Source organism: Mesorhizobium sp. M2A.F.Ca.ET.043.05.1.1, from assembly GCF_003952445.1.
Lineage (GTDB): Bacteria > Pseudomonadota > Alphaproteobacteria > Rhizobiales > Rhizobiaceae > Mesorhizobium.
This window is the reverse complement of record NZ_CP034446.1, coordinates 1512755-1529685: the sequence shown is the minus strand read 5'-3', so window position 1 is coordinate 1529685 and position 16931 is coordinate 1512755. Positions and strand designations below refer to the sequence as shown.

The following is a 16931-nucleotide window of genomic DNA, read 5'->3' as shown; positions in this document are numbered from 1 at the left end:
CCGGTCAGAAACTTACATATAGGAATTCCCTGGATGTTTCCGCTGTTTTGCAAGTCGCGGCGCGGCGGCTGCCGACCTTGTTTGCTCCGCCAGCGACATCATCCTGCCGAGGCCTCCTGCCCCGTCGAAGCGCCGGCGTCGCCTGTGTTACAAGAACGCATGGGCGACTCACTCCATCTCTCATTGGCAGATCTGGCGGCTTTGACCTTCTTCCTGGTCGTCTGGGTGCTGCACACGCTCGCCTCCGACGGCAAGCTGATCAGCCGCGTCTCGCTGACGACCGCAATGAATGTCCAGCGCGAGGCCTGGATGCGCAACATGGCCGAGCGCGAAATCCGCATCGTCGATACCGCCATCATGGGCGGCCTGCAGCAAGGCACCGCCTTCTTTGCCTCGTCTTCCCTGATCGCGCTCGGCGGCTGCTTTGCTTTGCTCGGCGCCTCCGACCGCGTGCTCCAGGTTCTGGCCGACCTGCCCTTCGGCGAGGCTTCGTCGCGCGAAACCTTCCAGACAAAGGTATTCGGCCTGGTGCTGATCCTGGCTTTCGCGTTCTTCAAATTCGGCTGGGCCTACCGGCTGTTCAACTATTGCTCGATCCTGATCGGCGCTGTGCCGACCCCGCATGGCCCTGCTTCGCGCAATCCGGTCAGCGAAACCGCGGTGTGGCGGGCGACGCGCATGAACGTGCTCGCCGGCAAGCACTTCAACGCGGGGCTTCGCGCCGTCTTCTTCTCGATCGGCTATCTCGGCTGGTTCGTCGACCCGGTCGTCTTCGTGATGTCGACGCTGGTGCTTCTAGCGGTGCTGGTGCGCCGCCAGTTCTTCTCAGCGGCGCGCCAGGCGGTGCTCGGTCACCCGCCCGGTCCGGGGAAAAGCTGATCGATCCTGCCGGACAGCCTATAGGCGAAAAGCCCGATCCATTCGCGGACCGCGATGGTGGTCGCCTGTATGGAGTCCATCGGATTGTCGCGGTAGAAGCCAACGCCTTCCTTGCCCGAGGTGCGATAATCGACCGGCCACGGAATGGTTGCAAAGCCCGCCTTGTCGAACAGCGCCTTGGCGCGCGGCATGTGGAAGGCCGAGGTGACCAGCAGCCACGTCTCGCCAGGCTTCGGCTCGACAAGCTTTCGCGAGAAGACCGCATTCTCGTAGGTGTTGCGCGATTTGTCCTCGAGGATCAGGCGATCGGCGGAGACGCCAAGCGCGCCAAGCAGGCGCGGCGCCGTGTCGGCGTCGCCCTCGCCGTCGAGGAAAAGCGAGCCATTGCCGCCGGACACGACGATCTTCGCCTGGGGAAAGCGCCTGGCGAGGATCGCCGTCTCCACCATGCGGTCGCCGCCGCTGTTCAGCTCATAACCGCCGCGCGCCAGGTTGATGGCGCCCTCGAAGCCGCCGCCAAGCACGACGATGCCATCGACCTTCTCGGGCAATGGCGGCTTCGGAAAGCGTTCTTCCAGCGGGTTGAGCATCATCGCGCCGACCGACGTCCAGGCCGAAAGAACCAGGATCGCGATGCCGACCACGCTGCCCGTCGCCGCCAGCCGACGGCGCCTGAACAGCGCTGCCGACAGTCCGGCAAGCAGCAGCAAGATCGCCAGATTGATCGGCTGGCCGAAGAACCAGAAGACTTTCGACAAGTAGTAGAACATCCCTCACCCACTGTCAGATGAGGTATGACCCTACCACCATTTTTCCGGCTGAAATTTGCCCGCCGCCTGCTCGATGACATTGGCCGTCTGGAACAGCGTCTCCTCGTCGAACGGGCGGCCGATGAGCTGCAGGCCAAGCGGCAGGCCCTTGCCGTCGAGGCCGGCCGGCACGGAAATGCCGGGAAGGCCGGCCATGTTCACCGTCACAGTGAAGATGTCGTTGAGATACATCTTGACCGGATCGGAGGCCATGTCCTCGTCGGCGATGCCAAAGGCGGCCGACGGGGTTGCAGGCGTCAGGATGACGTCGACGCCGGCGGCAAAGACATTCTCGAAGTCGCGCTTGATCAGCGTGCGCACCTTCTGCGCCTGCAGATAGTAGGCATCGTAATAGCCGGCCGACAGCACATAGGTGCCGATCATGATGCGGCGCTTGACCTCGCGGCCGAAGCCGGCGGCACGGGTCTTCTCATACATGTCGATGATGTCCTTGCCGGGCACGCGCAGGCCGTAGCGCACGCCGTCATAGCGGGCGAGGTTTGACGACGCCTCGGCGGGCGCTACGATATAATATGCCGGCAAGGCATATTTGGTGTGCGGCAGCGAGATGTCGACGATCTCGGCGCCGGCATCCTTCAGCCAGGCAATGCCTTTCTGCCAGAGCGCCTCGATGTCTTGCGGCATGCCGTCGACGCGGTATTCCTTCGGAATGCCGACCTTCATGCCCTTGATCGGCTTGCCGACCGCCGCTTCATAGTCCGGTACCGGGCGGTCGACCGAGGTCGTGTCCTTCGGATCGACGGAAGCCATCGACTTCAACAGGATCGCGGCGTCGCGCACGTCGCGCGCGATCGGCCCGGCCTGGTCGAGCGACGAGGCGAAAGCAACGATGCCCCAACGCGAGCAGCGGCCATAGGTCGGCTTGATGCCGACCGTACCGGTGAAGGCGGCGGGCTGGCGGATCGAGCCGCCGGTGTCGGTCGCGGTGGCGCCGGCGCAGAGAAACGCGGCCACGGACGACGCCGAGCCGCCGGACGAACCGCCCGGCACCAGCTGGGCGTTGTCCAAAGTTCGCGCCGTCTTCGTGCCGCCTGCTGAAACAAAGCCGCCGTCGCCCTGATGCGTCGTCGGCATGACGACCGTATCGACACGCGAGCGCCGCCACGGATTGATCACCGGGCCGTAATAGGAGGTCTCGTTCGACGAACCCATGGCGACCTCGTCCATGTTGAGCTTGCCGAGCATGACGGCGCCGTCGGCCCAAAGATTGCTGGTCACGGTCGACTCGTAGCGCGGCTTGAAGCCGTCGAGCACATGGCTGCAAGCCTGGGTGTGGATGCCTTCAGTGGCGAACAGGTCCTTGATGCCGAGCGGGATACCCTCCAGCGCGCCGCTCTCGCCCTTGGCAAGCTTGGCATCCGAGTTCTTTGCCATGTCGCGCGCCTTGTCGGCGGTGACGGCCACATAGGCGTTGAGCACCGGATTGGCGCGCTCGATCGCCGCCAGATAGGCCTCGGTGATCTCGGCCGCGGTGATCTCCTTGCCGCGCAGCTGGGCGCGGGCCTCGGAGATGGTGAGATGTGTGAGATCGCTCATCAGGCAAGGCTCTTTTCGTAAAACACCGACCATTCGGAGTCGGGATAATCCAGCACCGGTCCGCAACGCGTGAATCCGGCGCGCTCATAGACGGTCCAGGCGGCGGGATGGCGATCGCCGGTTTCGAGCACCAGGCGCGTCAGCCCTTCCTGCCGGGCAAGCGCCTCGACCCGCCCGACGATCTCGGCGCCGATCTTCATGCCGCGATGCGAAGGCCGCGTATACATGCGCTTGACCTCGCCGGTCGCCTCGTCGTGGCGCTTCAGCGCGCCGCAACCGACGGCAAGGCCGTTGTCGCGCGCGATGAACACCGTCGTGTCCGACCCGGCCATCTGCTCGACCGTCAGGTGATAGCAATGCTCGGCCGGCGTCAGCTCGAGCAGCGCGGCGTTGAGTTCGGCGACCAGCGCGCGCACGTCGTCCTGCAGAGGCGTCTCGACGGCGATCTCGACAGCCACGATCTACTCCACCACCTTCGGAACGAGGAAGAAATTCTCTTCCGTGGCCGGCGCGTTGGCGACGATGTCGGCGGGCTTGTTGCCGTCGGTGACGACATCCTGGCGCTTCTTCATCTCCATCGGCGTGACCGAGGTCATCGGCTCGACGCCGGAGACATCGACCTCGTTCAATTGCTCGACAAAGCCGAGGATGGCGTTCAATTCGCCCGTCATGCGCTCGGCATCCTCCTCGCTCACCGCGATACGGGCAAGGCGCGCGACGCGCTTCACGGTCTGAAGATCAACGGACATGTTCTTTTCGCCTCGGGAAAACCAGTGCGGGCTATAGCGGCGCGGCGTCTGCCGCGCAACATGCATGATGCCGGAGCGATTGCGGCCGTTGCCCCCAATGGTCGATGAGGCGACCTAGATCGTGATCGCCTTGCCGATCTCAGGCAGCGCCACGTTGACGCCCGAGCCTTCCATGCCGGCGACGAATTTGTCGGCGGTCTGGTCGAGCATCGAGAAAGTCCTGAAATGGCAGGGAACAACAGTATCGAAGCCGAAGAACCGACGGCAGGCAAGGGCCGCCACCGCGCCGCCCATGGTGAAGCGGTCGCCGATCGGCACGATGCCGACCTTTGGCTCGTGCAGCTCGTTGATCAGCCCCATGTCGGAGAAGATGTCGGTGTCGCCCATGTGGTAGAGCGTCTTGTCTTCGGGAAAATGCAGGACGAGCCCACCCGGATTGCCGAGATAGGTGTTGGTGCCGCCTTCACCGCCGAAGGAGGACGAATGCAGCGCCTGGACGAACGTCGTGGTGAAAGGACCGCAATCGACGGTGCCGCCGATATTGCCCGGATTGATCTTGTCGCCGCTGACGCCCTGGCCGACGAGGTACATGCAGATCTCGAAATTCGCGACCAGCATGGCGCCGCTTTTCTTCAGCACCTCGACCGCGCCGCTGACATGGTCGTTATGGCCGTGGGTCAGGAGAACGTGAGTCACACCTTCCGCCGGGCCTTCCCAGCCGCCCGTCCAGGACGGATTGCCGACCAGATAGGGGTCGATGAGAATGGTGGCGTCCTTGGTCTCGACGCGGAATGCCGAATGCCCGTACCAGGTCAGTTTCATGAATGCTTTCCTCGATTTTCCCGTTGCCAAAGGATAGAACGCTGGCGGCAAATTTAAAGTGGGACGGCGCTTCCTAACGCCAAAAGGATGTGTGACGCCCAAATGTCAGGGGAAGCCGTTGGGCATTATTTCAATCGAGGAACTGCCGGAGCGTCTCGCCGACGGCAAGGCGCTCGCCGGGCTCGATCTCGGCGACAAGACGATCGGCGTGGCCGTCTCCGATCGTGGGTTGTCCTTCGCCCATCCGCGCCCGGTCATCCTGCGCAAGAAATTTTCGCTCGATGCCGCCCAACTGCTCGCTCAGCTCGCGAAGGACAATGTCGGCGCCATCGTGCTTGGCCTTCCCGTCAACATGGACGGCTCGGAAGGGTCCCGCGCGCAAAAATCGCGCGCCTTTGTCCGCAACATGGCGCCGCTTTCCGACCTGCCCTTCGTGCTGTGGGACGAGCGGCTGTCGACGGTCGCTGCCGAGCGGACGCTGATCGAGATGGATTTCTCGCGCAAGAAGCGCGCCGGCAAGATCGATTCGGCGGCTGCCGCCTTTATTCTCCAGGGAGCGTTGGACCGACTTCAGTTGCTTGGCCGAGCCGATCGGGGCTGATGTCGCCCTGCCGGCGCTGCCTTATCCATTCGGCGATGTTGCGCCGGCGGCGGAAGGCCCACAGCCCCATGAGCAGGAAGAAGTCGAAAACGCAGGTCCGCGCCACCATTCCCGGTATGATGGCCGGGTCGACGCCGAGCATCTGGCCATAGAGCTGGAAGGCGAAATCGTGCACCTGTCGGCTCAGCATCGCGTAGCCGAAATTCATGTCGTTGGCCGACAGGAAGAACCATCCCCAGAAGATGGCCATCGGAGCAGCCCAGAGTGTGAATATCGTGCGCATCAGCGCCTGCCTCCGGGCTTGTTTTCCGGACGGCCGGATATGCGCGAAAGCAAGGAGCTGTGCGCGGCCCCCATCGCCATGCGCGAGGCGGCGCGAACATCGCCTTGGGGCAAATTCATTGCCGCGGCAAGGGCGGAGCGGCGCTCGGCCGTCACCGCAACATAGGAGGCAAGCAGTGCCGTCATCTGAATGCCGACAATCACGAACAGGCCGTCGATGCCTTGCACCACGCCGCCGATGAGAATCAGCGAAAGCAGCGACGATGCGAAGATGAAAGCGACCCGCGCAACGCTTTCGCCTGCGTCCGGCCTTGCCGGGCCGTTGAGCAGCGTTTCCACAAAGGCCCAGCAGAACAACACCGCGACGGTCAGGAGCGCGACCGAAAGCGGCGCGACCACGGCGACATTTTCAAGCTGCGGAAACCGGCCGCCCTGGATCGAGAGGCCAAGCACGCCAAGCGCCGCTGCTATGCCCCGGCTGCCGTCCATGCAGACATAGGCAAGCAGGGCAAAGACCACCGCCCAATGCAAGGCCAGAACTGAGCTCAAGACGTGCCGCATACGAATCCTGCTTCGCGGAGCCCGGGCCATGGTTAACCCTTCCCTACTCCAACAAGCGGAGATTGGGCTTTGCGAAGGTCCGCCGCAATGGAAACCATTTGTTAAGGTTAACAGCTATCCACAGGCCGACAATTGGCGGATGGCATCATGCTCCGTCGCCAGAGCCGGATCAGGTCACCGGCGGATAGAGCGTGTCGATGATCATGCGCGCATCATGGCGCGAATCGAGCATGCCGTAGGTGGTGCGCCACTGGCCGCCGAGCCGGGTTTCGACGAAGGCGTCGGCGATCCGCCCTGCTCCCAGCCTGCGAAGCTCCGCCGCGGCGGCCGAAAGCGCGAGCTGTTCGGTGAGCAGGCGCGCCGAACCCTGGTCGGTCGCGGCGACCTGCATGGCGGCCTTCAGCACGCCGATCGTGCCGCGGCCGCCGGTGCCGAGATCGCGGTCGATGCCAGCGAGCACTTCCTCGAACAGCCCGGGCGCGCGGCCGAGCACGCGCAGCACGTCGAGCGCCATGACATTGCCCGAGCCCTCCCAGATCGCGTTGACCGGCGCCTCCCGGTAGTAGCGGGCAAGCGGCGCTTCCTCGACATAGCCATTGCCGCCGAGGCACTCCATCGCCTCGTAGAGCAGCGCCGGCGCGATCTTGCAGACCCAGTATTTGACGACCGGCGTCATGGCCCGGGCAAAGGCCGCCTCGCCGCGATCGCTGGCCGCCTCGTCGAAGGAGCGCGCCAGCCGGAACGACAGCGCCGTGGCCGCGGCGACGTCGAGCGCCATGTCGGCCAGAACCCGCTGCATCAGCGGCTGGTCGATCAGGTTCGAGCCGAACACCTGGCGATGGCGCGTGTGGTGCACGGCCTCGGCGAGCCCCGCCCGCATCAGCGCCGACGAAGCGACCGCGCAGTCGAGCCTCGTCAGCGTCACCATGTCCATAATGGTCTTCACGCCGGCGCCCGGATCGCCGACCATCTCGCCGATGGCATTGACGAACTCCACCTCCGACGAGGCGTTGGAGCGGTTGCCGAGCTTGTCCTTCAGCCGCTGGAAGCGGAAGCCGTTGCCGGAACCGTCGCCCAGGATGCGCGGCACGAGGAAGCAGGACAATCCCTCCGGCGCCTGTCCGAGTACCAGGAAGGCGTCCGACATCGGCGCCGACATGAACCATTTGTGGCCGGTGAGCCGATAAAAGCCGCTGCCGGTTCGCTCCGCCCTGGTGGTGTTGGCGCGCACATCGGTGCCGCCCTGCTTCTCGGTCATGCCCATGCCGAGCGTCAGCCCGGTCTTCTGCACCGGCGGCTTCTGCGTCTGGTCGTATTTGCGCGTCGTCACGCGCGGCGCCCATTCGCGGAAAAGCTTCGGGCTCGCCATCAGCGCCGCCAGCGAGGCGCTGGTCATGGTTATGGGGCACAGATGCCCCGTCTCGAGCTCGGCGGTCAGATAGAAGCGCGCCGCCCTCACCTGATGGCGGCGGCCGATCTCGGCATCGCCGTTCTCCCAGACGGAAGAATGCAGGCCGCCGGCAACTGACCGACGCATCAAGGCGTGATAGGCCGGATGGTATTCGACAAGGTCAAGGCGCCGGCCCTGGCGGTCATGCGTGCGCAGTTTCGGCGTGTCGGTGTTGGCGAGGCGGGCAAGCTCCTGCGCCTCCTGCGTCATCACGAACCGGCCAAGCCCGTCGAGATCCTTGCGCACGGGATCCGAAAAACGTTCGGCAAGCTGGATGAGCAACGGATCGCCCCGCCATGCATTGCCGCCTGTCAACGGCGGCGGCTGGTTGATCACCTCGTCGGTCACGCGTCTTCCTTACATCCCAAGGCCGCGATCACGAATCCGAGGCCATCCGGCCTTATAGCCCAAGCATTACGGCACGCGCGACGAAAATACCGGGGAGAACGCCCGCAATCCAAAGCTGGCGCTTGCGGCGGGCCGGACCGCACCCTATAGCAGCGCCTTGAGATGACCGACGCTTCGTCCCTGCCGCTCTTTCCCCACCGCCATCTTCTGGGCATCCGCGATCTTTCCCCTGCCGATATCGAGCTGTTGCTCGATCGGGCGGACCAGGCCGTGGCGATCTCGCGGCAATCGGAAAAGAAGACCTCGACGCTGCGCGGCCGCACCCAGATCAACCTGTTCTACGAGGCATCGACCCGTACGCAATCGTCCTTCGAGCTGGCCGGCAAGCGTCTCGGCGCCGACGTCATGAATATGTCGGTGGCGAGCTCCTCGGTGAAGAAGGGCGAGACGCTGATTGATACGGCGATGACGCTCAACGCCATGAGGCCGGATATCCTGATCATCCGCCACCAGTCGGCCGGCGCCGCCGCCCTGCTCGCCCAGAAAGTCGGCTGCTCGGTGGTCAATGCCGGCGACGGCGCGCATGAGCACCCGACGCAGGCGCTGCTCGACGCGCTGACCATCCGCCGCGCCAAGGGCCCGCTGTCGAAGCTAATCGTGGCGATCTGCGGCGACATCCTGCATTCGCGCGTCGCCCGCTCCAACATCATGCTGTTGAATGCGCTCGGCGCGCAGGTACGTGTCGTGGCGCCCTCGACGCTGCTGCCTTCCGGCATCGACCGGATGGGCGTGATCGTCGCGCGCTCGATGGCAGAAGGGCTGAAGGACGCCGACGTCGTGATGATGCTGCGCCTGCAGCGCGAGCGCATGGAAGGCGCCTTCGTGCCGTCGATCCGCGAATATTTCCGCTATTTCGGCCTCGATGCCGAAAAGCTGAAAGCCGCCAAGGACGATGCGCTGGTCATGCATCCCGGTCCGATGAACCGCGGCGTCGAGATCGCCTCCGAAATCGCCGACGGGCCGCAAAGCGTCATCCAGGAACAGGTGGAGATGGGGGTCGCCGTGCGCATGGCGGTCATGGAGGCGCTGCTCGACCCCCGTCGGAATTGTGAGGGCCGCAACCATGAGGGGCGCGGCGCATGAGCGTGACCGTCTTCAGCAAGGCGCACATTGTCGACCCGTCGCGCGGCGTCGACGAGATCGGCAGCGTCATCGTCGACGGCCGCAAGATCGCCGCGGCCGGAAAGGCGGCATTGAACCAGGGGACGCCCGAAGGCGCCACCGTCATCGACTGCGCCGGCAAGACGATCATTCCAGGTCTTGTCGACGCGCGCGTCTTCATCGGCGAACCCGGCGGCGAGCATCGCGAGACCATCGCCTCGGCAAGCGTGGCTGCGGCGGCCGGCGGCGTCACCTCCATCGTCATGATGCCCGACACCGATCCGGTGATCGACAATGTGGCTCTGGTCGAATTCGTGCTGCGCACGGCACGCGACACCGCAAGCGTCAACATCTTCCCGGCGGCCGCGATCACCAAGGGCCTTGAAGGCCGCGAGATGACCGAATTCGGCCTGCTGCGCGAGGCCGGCGCCGTCGCCTACACCGACGGCCGCCACACGATCGCCAACGCGCTGGTGATGCGCCGCGCGCTCACCTATGCCCGCGATTTCGGCGGCGTGATCGCGCACGAGACACAGGATGCGGACCTCGCCTCATCCGGCGTGATGAACGAAGGGCTCTATGCGAGCTGGCTCGGCCTGTCGGGCATTCCGCGCGAGGCCGAGCTCATCCCGCTTGAACGCGACCTGGCGCTGGCCCGGCTGACCGGCGGCGCCTACCACGCGGCAAAAATCTCGTCGGCGATGGCAGCGGGCGCGGTGAACCGGGCCAAGACCGACGGCGCCAATGTCACGGCGGGTGTGGCCATCCACAATCTGTCGTTGAACGAGAACGATGTCGGCGAATACCGCACCTTCTTCCGCCTGACCCCGCCCTTGCGCGCCGAGGATGACCGGCTGGCGATGATCGAGGCGATCAAGGACGGCACGATCGACATCATCGTTTCCTCGCACGACCCGCAGGACGTCGACACCAAGCGCCTGCCCTTCGCCGACGCGGCCGCCGGCGCCATCGGGCTGGAGACGCTGCTTGGCGCGGCGCTTCGGCTCTACCACAATGGCGACGTGCCGCTGCTCAGGCTGATCGAGACGCTGTCCACGGCGCCAGCAAGATTGTTCGGCCTGCCGGGCGGCACGCTGCAGCCGGGCGCGCCGGCCGATCTTGCGGTCGTCGATCTCGACGAACCGTGGATCGTCAGCGAAAGCGGCCTGCGCTCGCGCTCGAAGAACACCTGTTTCGAAGGTGCGCGTCTTCAGGGCAGGGTCCTGCAGACGGTGGTCGCGGGCCGCACGGTTTTTTCCGCCTAGACCATCCGACGCATTGAGCGCTGCCAAGTCTGCCAGGCACGGAGTTGCTTGGCGAACCCTCTCGACTCTACCATTATGCTCGACTGATGCCCGCGCAGGCGCCGGCTATTGCAAACCAGAGTTGCATAACGCAAATTGCATCAATCTTAAGGCGAGCGAGCCAAAGAAGGAACACGGGGGAAACAATGGGATATGCGATCGCGCTCGTCTTCGGCTATCTGCTCGGCTCGATACCGTTCGGACTTCTGATCACTCGCGCGGCCGGTCTCGGCGACGTTCGCAACATCGGTTCCGGCAATATCGGCGCGACCAATGTGCTGAGGACAGGCAACAAAGGGCTCGCAGCCGCCACGCTGCTGCTCGATGCGCTGAAAGGCACCGCCGCCGCCCTCATAGCCGGGCATTTTTCGCCGGACTTCGGACTTCTGGCTGGGTTCGGCGCCTTCCTCGGCCACCTCTTCCCGGTCTGGCTCGGCTTCAAGGGCGGCAAGGGCGTCGCCACCTATCTCGGCGTCCTGCTCGGCCTTGCCTGGCAGGGCATGCTCGTCTTCGCCGTCGTCTGGCTCGCCATGGCCTTTCTGTTTCGATACTCCTCTCTGGCCGCGCTGGCGGCGGCGGTCATCGTGCCGATCGCGCTCTATTTCATCAGCACGCCGCAGATCGCCGGCCTGTTCGCCGTGATGAGTCTGATCGTCATCATCAAGCACCATGCCAACATCTCGCGGCTGCTGGCCGGAACTGAAGGCAAGATCGGGGCGAAGGGATGAGCACTCCGGCAGCCGGCCCGCGCCTCAGCGACCGGCAGAGGCTTGCCTGGCTTCGGCTGATCCGCACGCCCAATGTCGGTCCGGCTTCGTTTCGCGAGCTGATCAACCGTTTCGGCTCGGCCGAAGCAGCGCTTGAAATGCTGCCCGAATTGATGATCTCCGGCGGCGCCAATCGCATCGTCCGCATCCCCTCCGTCGCCGAGGCCGAAGCCGAGCTGGACGCCGCCCGGCGCGCCGGCGCCCGCTTCGTCGGCATCGGCGAGGCCGATTATCCGACCTTGCTGAAGACCTTGGACAATCCGCCGCCGCTGCTGGCGGTGAAAGGCGAAGGCGCGGTCTTCCGTATGCCGGCGGTGGCGATTGTCGGCGCCCGCAACGCGTCGCTGGCCGGGATCAAGATGGCGCGCATGCTGGCGGCCGACCTCGGCCGCGAAGGTTACGCCATCGTTTCAGGCCTGGCGCGCGGCATCGATACGGCCGCGCACAAAGGCAGCGTTTCGACCGGAACCATCGGCGTTCTGGCCGGCGGGCTCGATGTCCCCTACCCGCCCGAGAATGCCGGCCTGTGCGACGAGATCGCCGATCGCGGCGGCGCCATCGTTTCGGAAATGCCCTTCGCCTGGCAGCCGCGGGCCCAGGATTTCCCGCGCCGCAACCGCCTTGTCGCCGGCATGGCACTCGGCCTGGTGGTGGTCGAGGCCGCGCAACGTTCCGGCTCGCTGATCAGCGCCCGCCTCGCCAATGACATGGGCCGGCTGGTCTTTGCCGTGCCGGGCTCGCCGCTCGACCCGCGCGCCGCCGGCTGCAACGCGCTGCTCAAGGACGGCGTCACGCTTGTCACCGAAGCCGCCGACGTGCTCGGCGCGCTGGCGCCGCTTGCCGGCACCCGCCCTCCAAGAACCGCGCCGCTTGCCGAGGCGCCCGACATCTCGACCCTGCCGCCGCCCGGTGAAAACGACCGCGCCGATGTGCTGGAGGCGCTAGGCCCCACGCCGATCGCGGTGGACGACATCATCCGCCACACGGGCATGAGTGCGGCGCAGATATCGATGGTGCTGCTGGAGCTCGACCTTGCCGGACGGCTGGAGCGTCACGCCGGAGGGAATGTGTCGCTTATCGCATGACTTGTCACACGGGGCAGAGCCAACTTCCTTATCGAAACAGATATTTCGACACTTCCGGATTGCCGCGGCGCCACATCACATTGTCGAGGAAATAGTGGTGCACGTTGATGAAAATCAGCACGATGAAGAAGAACAGCGACGAACCGAGGACCTGTTTGTCATAGGGGACCAGGGCGGTCAGCACGAACGGGATAAGCCAGAAGCCGAGATAGCCGAGCGCGCCGCCGCCGATGATGAATCCCAGCACCCGCAACCTGTAGCGAGGCCCGAGCACCGATAGGATTTTCGGCTCCGGGTCGCGCGCGGCATCCGAGACGTCGCGCTCGACATTGGTCTGGTAGCGCCAGACCACGGCCAGATATTGCAGCGAGTGCAGCGCCGGCACCACCAGCAGCCAGAGCGGGTTTATCCTGGCAATCAGGATCCAGAGATAGAGCGAGGCGACATAAGCCACGATGCCGTTATACGGCAGGCCTCCATTCTTTCGCCAACGTCTGGCCAGCATCAGGAGCGTGGCCGCCGTCGATCCGACGGCCGCCAGCACGGCAATGTCGGTGATCCATGACGGCGCGGCGAAGGTGTAATACTGGAGCCCGTAATACTGTCCCGCGGTCACCGCCGTGTTGGTCTGCAGCCAGGCCAGGATCCACACCGCGTAGGAGTTGACCAGAAGCACCTTCTTGTCGCGCCCGTCGAAGAATTTGCGTTTCAGCACGGCGTCGACCATCAGCATGCCGTAGCCCTGCTTGACGTAGTGCCAGCCGACGAAGAAGAACATTGCATTGGCCGCGAAGCCGAGCAGCCGCGTGTTTGACGTCGCCGCGCCATAGGCGAAGAACAGGGCCATGATCGCCGGAACGATGACGCCGGCGAAAATGTAGCGAAGCTGCAGGCTCCTGTCGTATCCCTCGCCGCGCGCCTTGCGGCCGAAATTGCGATAGAAGATCTGGTAGGAATGGGCGAAATGCGGATAGTTCACCAGATAGGCCACGACGACCATCGTCGCGGCTAGCGGACCTTCATAGTCGCGCGGCACGAAGAACAGCACCGGCAGGATCAAAAAAGCGCTGCCGCCGAGCATGAGGAAATCGGCGACCGGGCCGAAGAGATATTTGCCGGGCGGCGTCGCCGCTTTACGGGCCGTGGTCTCTACCGAAAGGTCAAGTGCCATCGTGGAGCCTCCCTCGGAGGCCCGAGTTTAACCATGACCCTGTCCAGGAACAAGGCAACGCGGCAGGATCACCTTTATCTGGGGGAAGTCACACCGTCAGGCTGAGGCGGTCGAAGCGATCTTCACCAGTCGCTTCCTGGCCTCCGCGACCCGCTGCTGTTCCGACCTTATTCGGTCGCACAGCACAAGATTGATCCCGACGCCGCATTCCTCGTCCAGCAGTTGTTTTGCGTGATTGAGCGAAATCTCCGCGCGCTTGACACGCTGCCTGGCCCTCGCCAGTTCCAAGTTCAGTACGTCCACTGTATCCGCATCCCGATTTGCGGTCCCTTCGGCAAAGAAACAGCCGAGCATGGCTTTTTGTTCCTTATCGGCAACGCGGACAATGGCCCTGCTCCGATCGTCAATTATGAAGCATGAGGCAGGTCGATCTTGGACGGTCAAATTTGGTGAGCGCGATGGGATTCGAACCCATGACCTACTGATTAAAAGTCAGTTGCTCTACCGGCTGAGCTACGCGCTCCCGCGGGCTCGAAACGCCGCCCTCGAAATTGCGCGGAACATAGGGAGAGTGCCGCGACCGGTCAACCGGAAAAAGACGGGCGTCCAAGGCGGATTTTTGAACGGGTTCGAACGGACGCCGAGAGGTTGGTTGCGAGCGGTTTTCGATGCCTGCGCCAATGATCCGGGTCCGCATTGCGTCAGAAAGCTCCACAACAGCGGGTTGAGATTGAAAGGGGAACAATTTGCAACCCGGACCCTTTTCGCAGCAGGGACGTCGATCAACTTCGAGGAGAAGAGTAATGAACAAGATCGCATCGGGCCTGCTGGCAACCGCTCTCTCGGCGTCGTTCATCGCGGCGGAGATGGTGCCGGTCAACGCTCAGCCAGCTTATGTGCCGCAACCCCAGGCCCTGTCGGATGTCCAGACCGTGCAGTATCGGGATTGGAGAAGGCACCGCGGCTTCAACCGGGATTTCTCGCGTCGTGGTGACGCTGTCTACTGGAACGGCCATCGCGGCTATCGCGAATATCGCCACGGCTATCGCCGGCATGGCGACTACTGGTTCCCGCTGGCCGCTTTCGCCACCGGCGCATTGATCACCGGCGCCATCGTCAACAGCGAGAACAATCGTGTCTATCGCGGCGATGCGCATGTGCAGTGGTGCTATGACCGCTACCGCTCGTATCGCGCCTCGGACAACACATTCCAGCCCAACAACGGCCCGCGACGGCAGTGCGTCTCGCCCTACTGACGGCCTCCAGTCAGTGTCCAGGGTCGTTAACTGAGCCCGCGCCGCAAGGCGCGGGCTTTCTCGTTGTCATTCAACCGGATTTCAAGAACTGAGTGCGCCCCACGGGTCAGCTTGCCCAGCTAATGGTCTTGAGGATCAGATAAAGTCCTACGCCGTCATCAGGAGGACAGCGATAGGCTCCGCAGGCGTTGCAAATCCGAGTCACTACTGAGGTCAATTCCCAGCCGAGTGCGTTGAGATCTTCGTTCGTCACATAGTCTCTAGTTAGCTCGCTGATGCCATGCTTCTTGCCGAAAGATCGGGCTGACTGGGCGTCAGTTATGAATTCCGGAGGCCAATTCGAATTGGCCCAGGCCCAGAGCCAATTGCCGGCCTTGGCGCTGGTGGAGCCCGCAATCTGGATTTCCGAAACGACCTTGACGCCGCTCTGGTCGGAAAACACTAGCTTTCCGGCCGTCAAGTCGTAGTCGTAACGCGACCAGTTGCCGAGGCGGAAATCCTTCGCCAGGCGTGCGTTCTTGGCGGTGAGCTGTTCAAAGGCCTCATCGCGCCATGCAGGATACCAATCCGGCTGCATTTCCCCTCGCCCGTTCCCGTATAAATCGCTATCTCGCGCTTAGCGTCCTGCGCACCGCATCGCGCCATCCGGCGAGCATCGCCGCGCGCGATGCGGCATCCATCTCCGGCTTGAAGCGCCGTTCCAGCGCCCAACTCCTCGCGAATTCCTTTGCCTTCGGCCAGACACCCGCTTTCGACCCGGCAAGCCACGCCGCACCCAGGGCAGTCGTCTCCAGGATGGTCGGGCGGTCGACCGGCGCGTCGAGAATGTCGGCCAGCCGCTGCATGGTCCAGTCGGATGCCACCATGCCGCCGTCGACGCGAAGCACCGTCTTGGCCGACGCGCCTTTCCAGTCCTTGCGCATGGCGTCGAGCAGGTCGCGCGTCTGGAACGCGACCGATTCGAGTGCGGCGCGCGCGAACTCAGCCGGGCCTGAATTGCGCGTCAGGCCGAAGATCGCGCCGCGCGCATCCGCGTCCCAGTGCGGCGCGCCAAGGCCGACAAAGGCCGGAACCAGATAGACGGCTTGCGCCGGATCGGCGGTCGCCGCCAGCGCGCCGCTTTGCTCGGCCTTGCCGATCACCTTGATGCCGTCACGCAGCCACTGCACGGCGGCGCCCGCGATGAAGATCGAACCTTCCAGCGCATAGGTGGTCTTGCCGTTCAACCGGTAGGCGATCGTGGTCAGAAGCCGGTTCCTCGAGCGCACAAGGTCGGCACCGGTGTTGAGCAGCGCGAAGCAGCCGGTGCCGTAGGTGGATTTCATCATGCCCGGCTCAAAACAGGCCTGGCCGATGGTCGCCGCATGCTGGTCGCCGGCAACGCCGAGGATGCGCATCTCGGCGCCGAACAGGCTCTTCTCGGTGACGCCGAAGTCGTCGGCGCAGTCCTTCACCTGAGGCAGGATCTCTGCCGGTATGTTCAGGATCGAGAGCAGCTCTTCGTCCCAGACATTCGTCTCGATGTTGTAGACCAGCGTGCGCGAGGCATTGGTGGCGTCGGTCGCGTGCATCTTGCCGCCGGTCAGCCGCCAGATCAGGAAACTGTCGATCGTGCCGGCGAGCAGTTCGCCCTTCTCGGCGCGCTTCCTGGCTCCTTTCACCTTGTCCAGCATCCAGGCGATCTTGGTGCCGGAGAAATAGGGATCGAGCAGCAGCCCAGTCTTTTTCGTGAATTTCTTCTCCAGCCCCTGCTTCTTCAATTTCTGGCAGAGCGGCGCGGTGCGGCGGTCCTGCCAGACAATGGCATTGTGGATCGGCTTGCCGGTCGCCTGATCCCAGATCACGACCGTCTCGCGCTGATTGGTGATGCCGATCGCGGCCACATCCGAAGCGGCACGGCCGGCGGACTTAAGCGCCGACTTCACCGTGGCGAGAACGCTTGCCCAGATATCTTCCGGGTCATGTTCGACCCAGCCGGAGGCCGGATAATGCTGCGCGAATTCCTGCTGGCCGGTGCCCGCGACCTTCATCTTGTCGTCGAACAGGATCGCTCGGGTCGAGGTCGTTCCCTGGTCGATCGCCAGCACAAAACCGCTCATTCCGTTCCCTCCACTACTCATGCAACAGGG

19 protein-coding genes and 1 tRNA gene are annotated in these 16931 nt (G+C 64.1%); 7 read left to right on the top strand and 13 right to left on the bottom strand.

Translation table 11 applies throughout. The features are described from left to right. The first annotated feature begins 159 nt into the window (after window positions 1–159). Window positions 160–879, top strand: a complete 720-nt coding sequence (locus tag EJ069_RS07300; protein WP_126060729.1) for a DUF599 domain-containing protein — start codon at window positions 160–162, stop codon at window positions 877–879. On the opposite strand, the gene EJ069_RS07295 is transcribed toward EJ069_RS07300, so the two are convergent. The 5 genes from EJ069_RS07295 to EJ069_RS07275 form a co-directional block, all read right to left on the bottom strand. After that, entirely contained in the window at window positions 852–1649 is a 798-nt protein-coding gene (locus EJ069_RS07295; protein ID WP_126060728.1) for a YdcF family protein, read from the bottom strand. The two genes, EJ069_RS07300 and EJ069_RS07295, sit on opposite strands and share 28 nt — an antisense overlap. A 30-nt stretch (window positions 1650–1679) precedes the next feature. Continuing rightward, window positions 1680–3245 carry an amidase family protein gene (locus tag EJ069_RS07290; RefSeq protein WP_126060727.1) on the bottom strand — a complete coding sequence of 522 codons (1566 nt, stop codon included), beginning with the start codon at window positions 3243–3245 and terminating at the stop codon, window positions 1680–1682. Then, the gene (locus EJ069_RS07285; protein WP_126060726.1) at window positions 3245–3703 is read right to left on the bottom strand and encodes a GNAT family N-acetyltransferase; all 459 of its coding nucleotides are present in this window, start codon (window positions 3701–3703) and stop codon (window positions 3245–3247) included. Before EJ069_RS07285 ends, EJ069_RS07290 begins: the two co-directional genes overlap by 1 nt. Window positions 3704–3706: 3 nt before the next feature. Next, the gene (gene gatC, locus EJ069_RS07280) at window positions 3707–3994 is read right to left on the bottom strand and encodes an Asp-tRNA(Asn)/Glu-tRNA(Gln) amidotransferase subunit GatC (protein WP_040987223.1); all 288 of its coding nucleotides are present in this window, start codon (window positions 3992–3994) and stop codon (window positions 3707–3709) included. Between the two features lie 114 nt (window positions 3995–4108). Beyond that, complete coding sequence (locus EJ069_RS07275) at window positions 4109–4816, bottom strand: metal-dependent hydrolase (protein ID WP_126060725.1); 708 nt, start codon at window positions 4814–4816, stop codon at window positions 4109–4111. Window positions 4817–4934: 118 nt separating this feature from the next. Between EJ069_RS07275 and ruvX the strand changes: the two genes are divergently transcribed. Then, window positions 4935–5417, top strand: coding sequence for a Holliday junction resolvase RuvX (gene ruvX, locus EJ069_RS07270; protein ID WP_126060724.1), 483 nt, complete (start codon window positions 4935–4937; stop codon window positions 5415–5417). Here the strand turns inward: ruvX and EJ069_RS07265 are convergent. From EJ069_RS07265 to EJ069_RS07255, 3 genes are all read right to left on the bottom strand, one after another. Then, entirely contained in the window at window positions 5359–5700 is a 342-nt protein-coding gene (locus EJ069_RS07265) for a DUF6105 family protein (RefSeq protein WP_126060723.1), read from the bottom strand. The two genes, ruvX and EJ069_RS07265, sit on opposite strands and share 59 nt — an antisense overlap. Continuing rightward, the gene (locus EJ069_RS07260) at window positions 5700–6260 is read right to left on the bottom strand and encodes a hypothetical protein (RefSeq protein ID WP_126060722.1); all 561 of its coding nucleotides are present in this window, start codon (window positions 6258–6260) and stop codon (window positions 5700–5702) included. The genes EJ069_RS07265 and EJ069_RS07260 overlap by 1 nt, the downstream gene beginning before the upstream one ends. Before the next feature lie 169 nt (window positions 6261–6429). Beyond that, a complete protein-coding gene (locus tag EJ069_RS07255) occupies window positions 6430–8058 on the bottom strand; it encodes a DNA alkylation response protein (RefSeq protein WP_126060721.1) in 1629 nt (542 codons plus the stop codon). A gap of 162 nt (window positions 8059–8220) precedes the next feature. Here EJ069_RS07255 and EJ069_RS07250 point away from each other — a divergent pair, with 162 nt between their 5' ends. The 4 genes from EJ069_RS07250 to dprA all read left to right on the top strand — a co-directional run bounded on the left by EJ069_RS07250 (window position 8221) and on the right by dprA (window position 12375). Beyond that, entirely contained in the window at window positions 8221–9201 is a 981-nt protein-coding gene (locus EJ069_RS07250) for an aspartate carbamoyltransferase catalytic subunit (RefSeq protein WP_126060720.1), read from the top strand. Then, a complete protein-coding gene (locus EJ069_RS07245) occupies window positions 9198–10484 on the top strand; it encodes a dihydroorotase (RefSeq protein WP_126060719.1) in 1287 nt (428 codons plus the stop codon). Before EJ069_RS07250 ends, EJ069_RS07245 begins: the two co-directional genes overlap by 4 nt. Before the next feature lie 185 nt (window positions 10485–10669). Beyond that, a complete protein-coding gene (gene plsY, locus EJ069_RS07240; protein WP_126060718.1) occupies window positions 10670–11251 on the top strand; it encodes a glycerol-3-phosphate 1-O-acyltransferase PlsY in 582 nt (193 codons plus the stop codon). Continuing rightward, entirely contained in the window at window positions 11248–12375 is a 1128-nt protein-coding gene (gene dprA / locus EJ069_RS07235; RefSeq protein WP_126060717.1) for a DNA-processing protein DprA, read from the top strand. Before plsY ends, dprA begins: the two co-directional genes overlap by 4 nt. 28 nt (window positions 12376–12403) lie before the next feature. Here the strand turns inward: dprA and EJ069_RS07230 are convergent, their stop codons facing one another. The 3 genes from EJ069_RS07230 to EJ069_RS07220 all read right to left on the bottom strand — a co-directional run bounded on the left by EJ069_RS07230 (window position 12404) and on the right by EJ069_RS07220 (window position 14069). Then, the gene (locus EJ069_RS07230; RefSeq protein WP_126060716.1) at window positions 12404–13546 is read right to left on the bottom strand and encodes a hypothetical protein; all 1143 of its coding nucleotides are present in this window, start codon (window positions 13544–13546) and stop codon (window positions 12404–12406) included. A 96-nt stretch (window positions 13547–13642) separates the two neighbouring features. Further along, window positions 13643–13900, bottom strand: coding sequence for a hypothetical protein (locus EJ069_RS07225; RefSeq protein WP_126060715.1), 258 nt, complete (start codon window positions 13898–13900; stop codon window positions 13643–13645). Window positions 13901–13993: 93 nt separating this feature from the next. After that, window positions 13994–14069: transfer RNA gene (locus EJ069_RS07220), tRNA-Lys, on the bottom strand. 280 nt (window positions 14070–14349) lie between these two features. Here EJ069_RS07220 and EJ069_RS07215 point away from each other — a divergent pair. Then, the gene (locus EJ069_RS07215) at window positions 14350–14802 is read left to right on the top strand and encodes a BA14K family protein (protein ID WP_126060714.1); all 453 of its coding nucleotides are present in this window, start codon (window positions 14350–14352) and stop codon (window positions 14800–14802) included. 106 nt (window positions 14803–14908) lie between these two features. Here the strand turns inward: EJ069_RS07215 and EJ069_RS07210 are convergent, their stop codons facing one another. Both EJ069_RS07210 and glpK read right to left on the bottom strand, forming a co-directional pair. Next, entirely contained in the window at window positions 14909–15379 is a 471-nt protein-coding gene (locus EJ069_RS07210; RefSeq protein WP_126060713.1) for a DUF6882 domain-containing protein, read from the bottom strand. A gap of 28 nt (window positions 15380–15407) precedes the next feature. Then, window positions 15408–16901 carry a glycerol kinase GlpK gene (gene glpK, locus EJ069_RS07205; protein WP_126060712.1) on the bottom strand — a complete coding sequence of 498 codons (1494 nt, stop codon included), beginning with the start codon at window positions 16899–16901 and terminating at the stop codon, window positions 15408–15410. Window positions 16902–16931 lie beyond the last annotated feature (30 nt).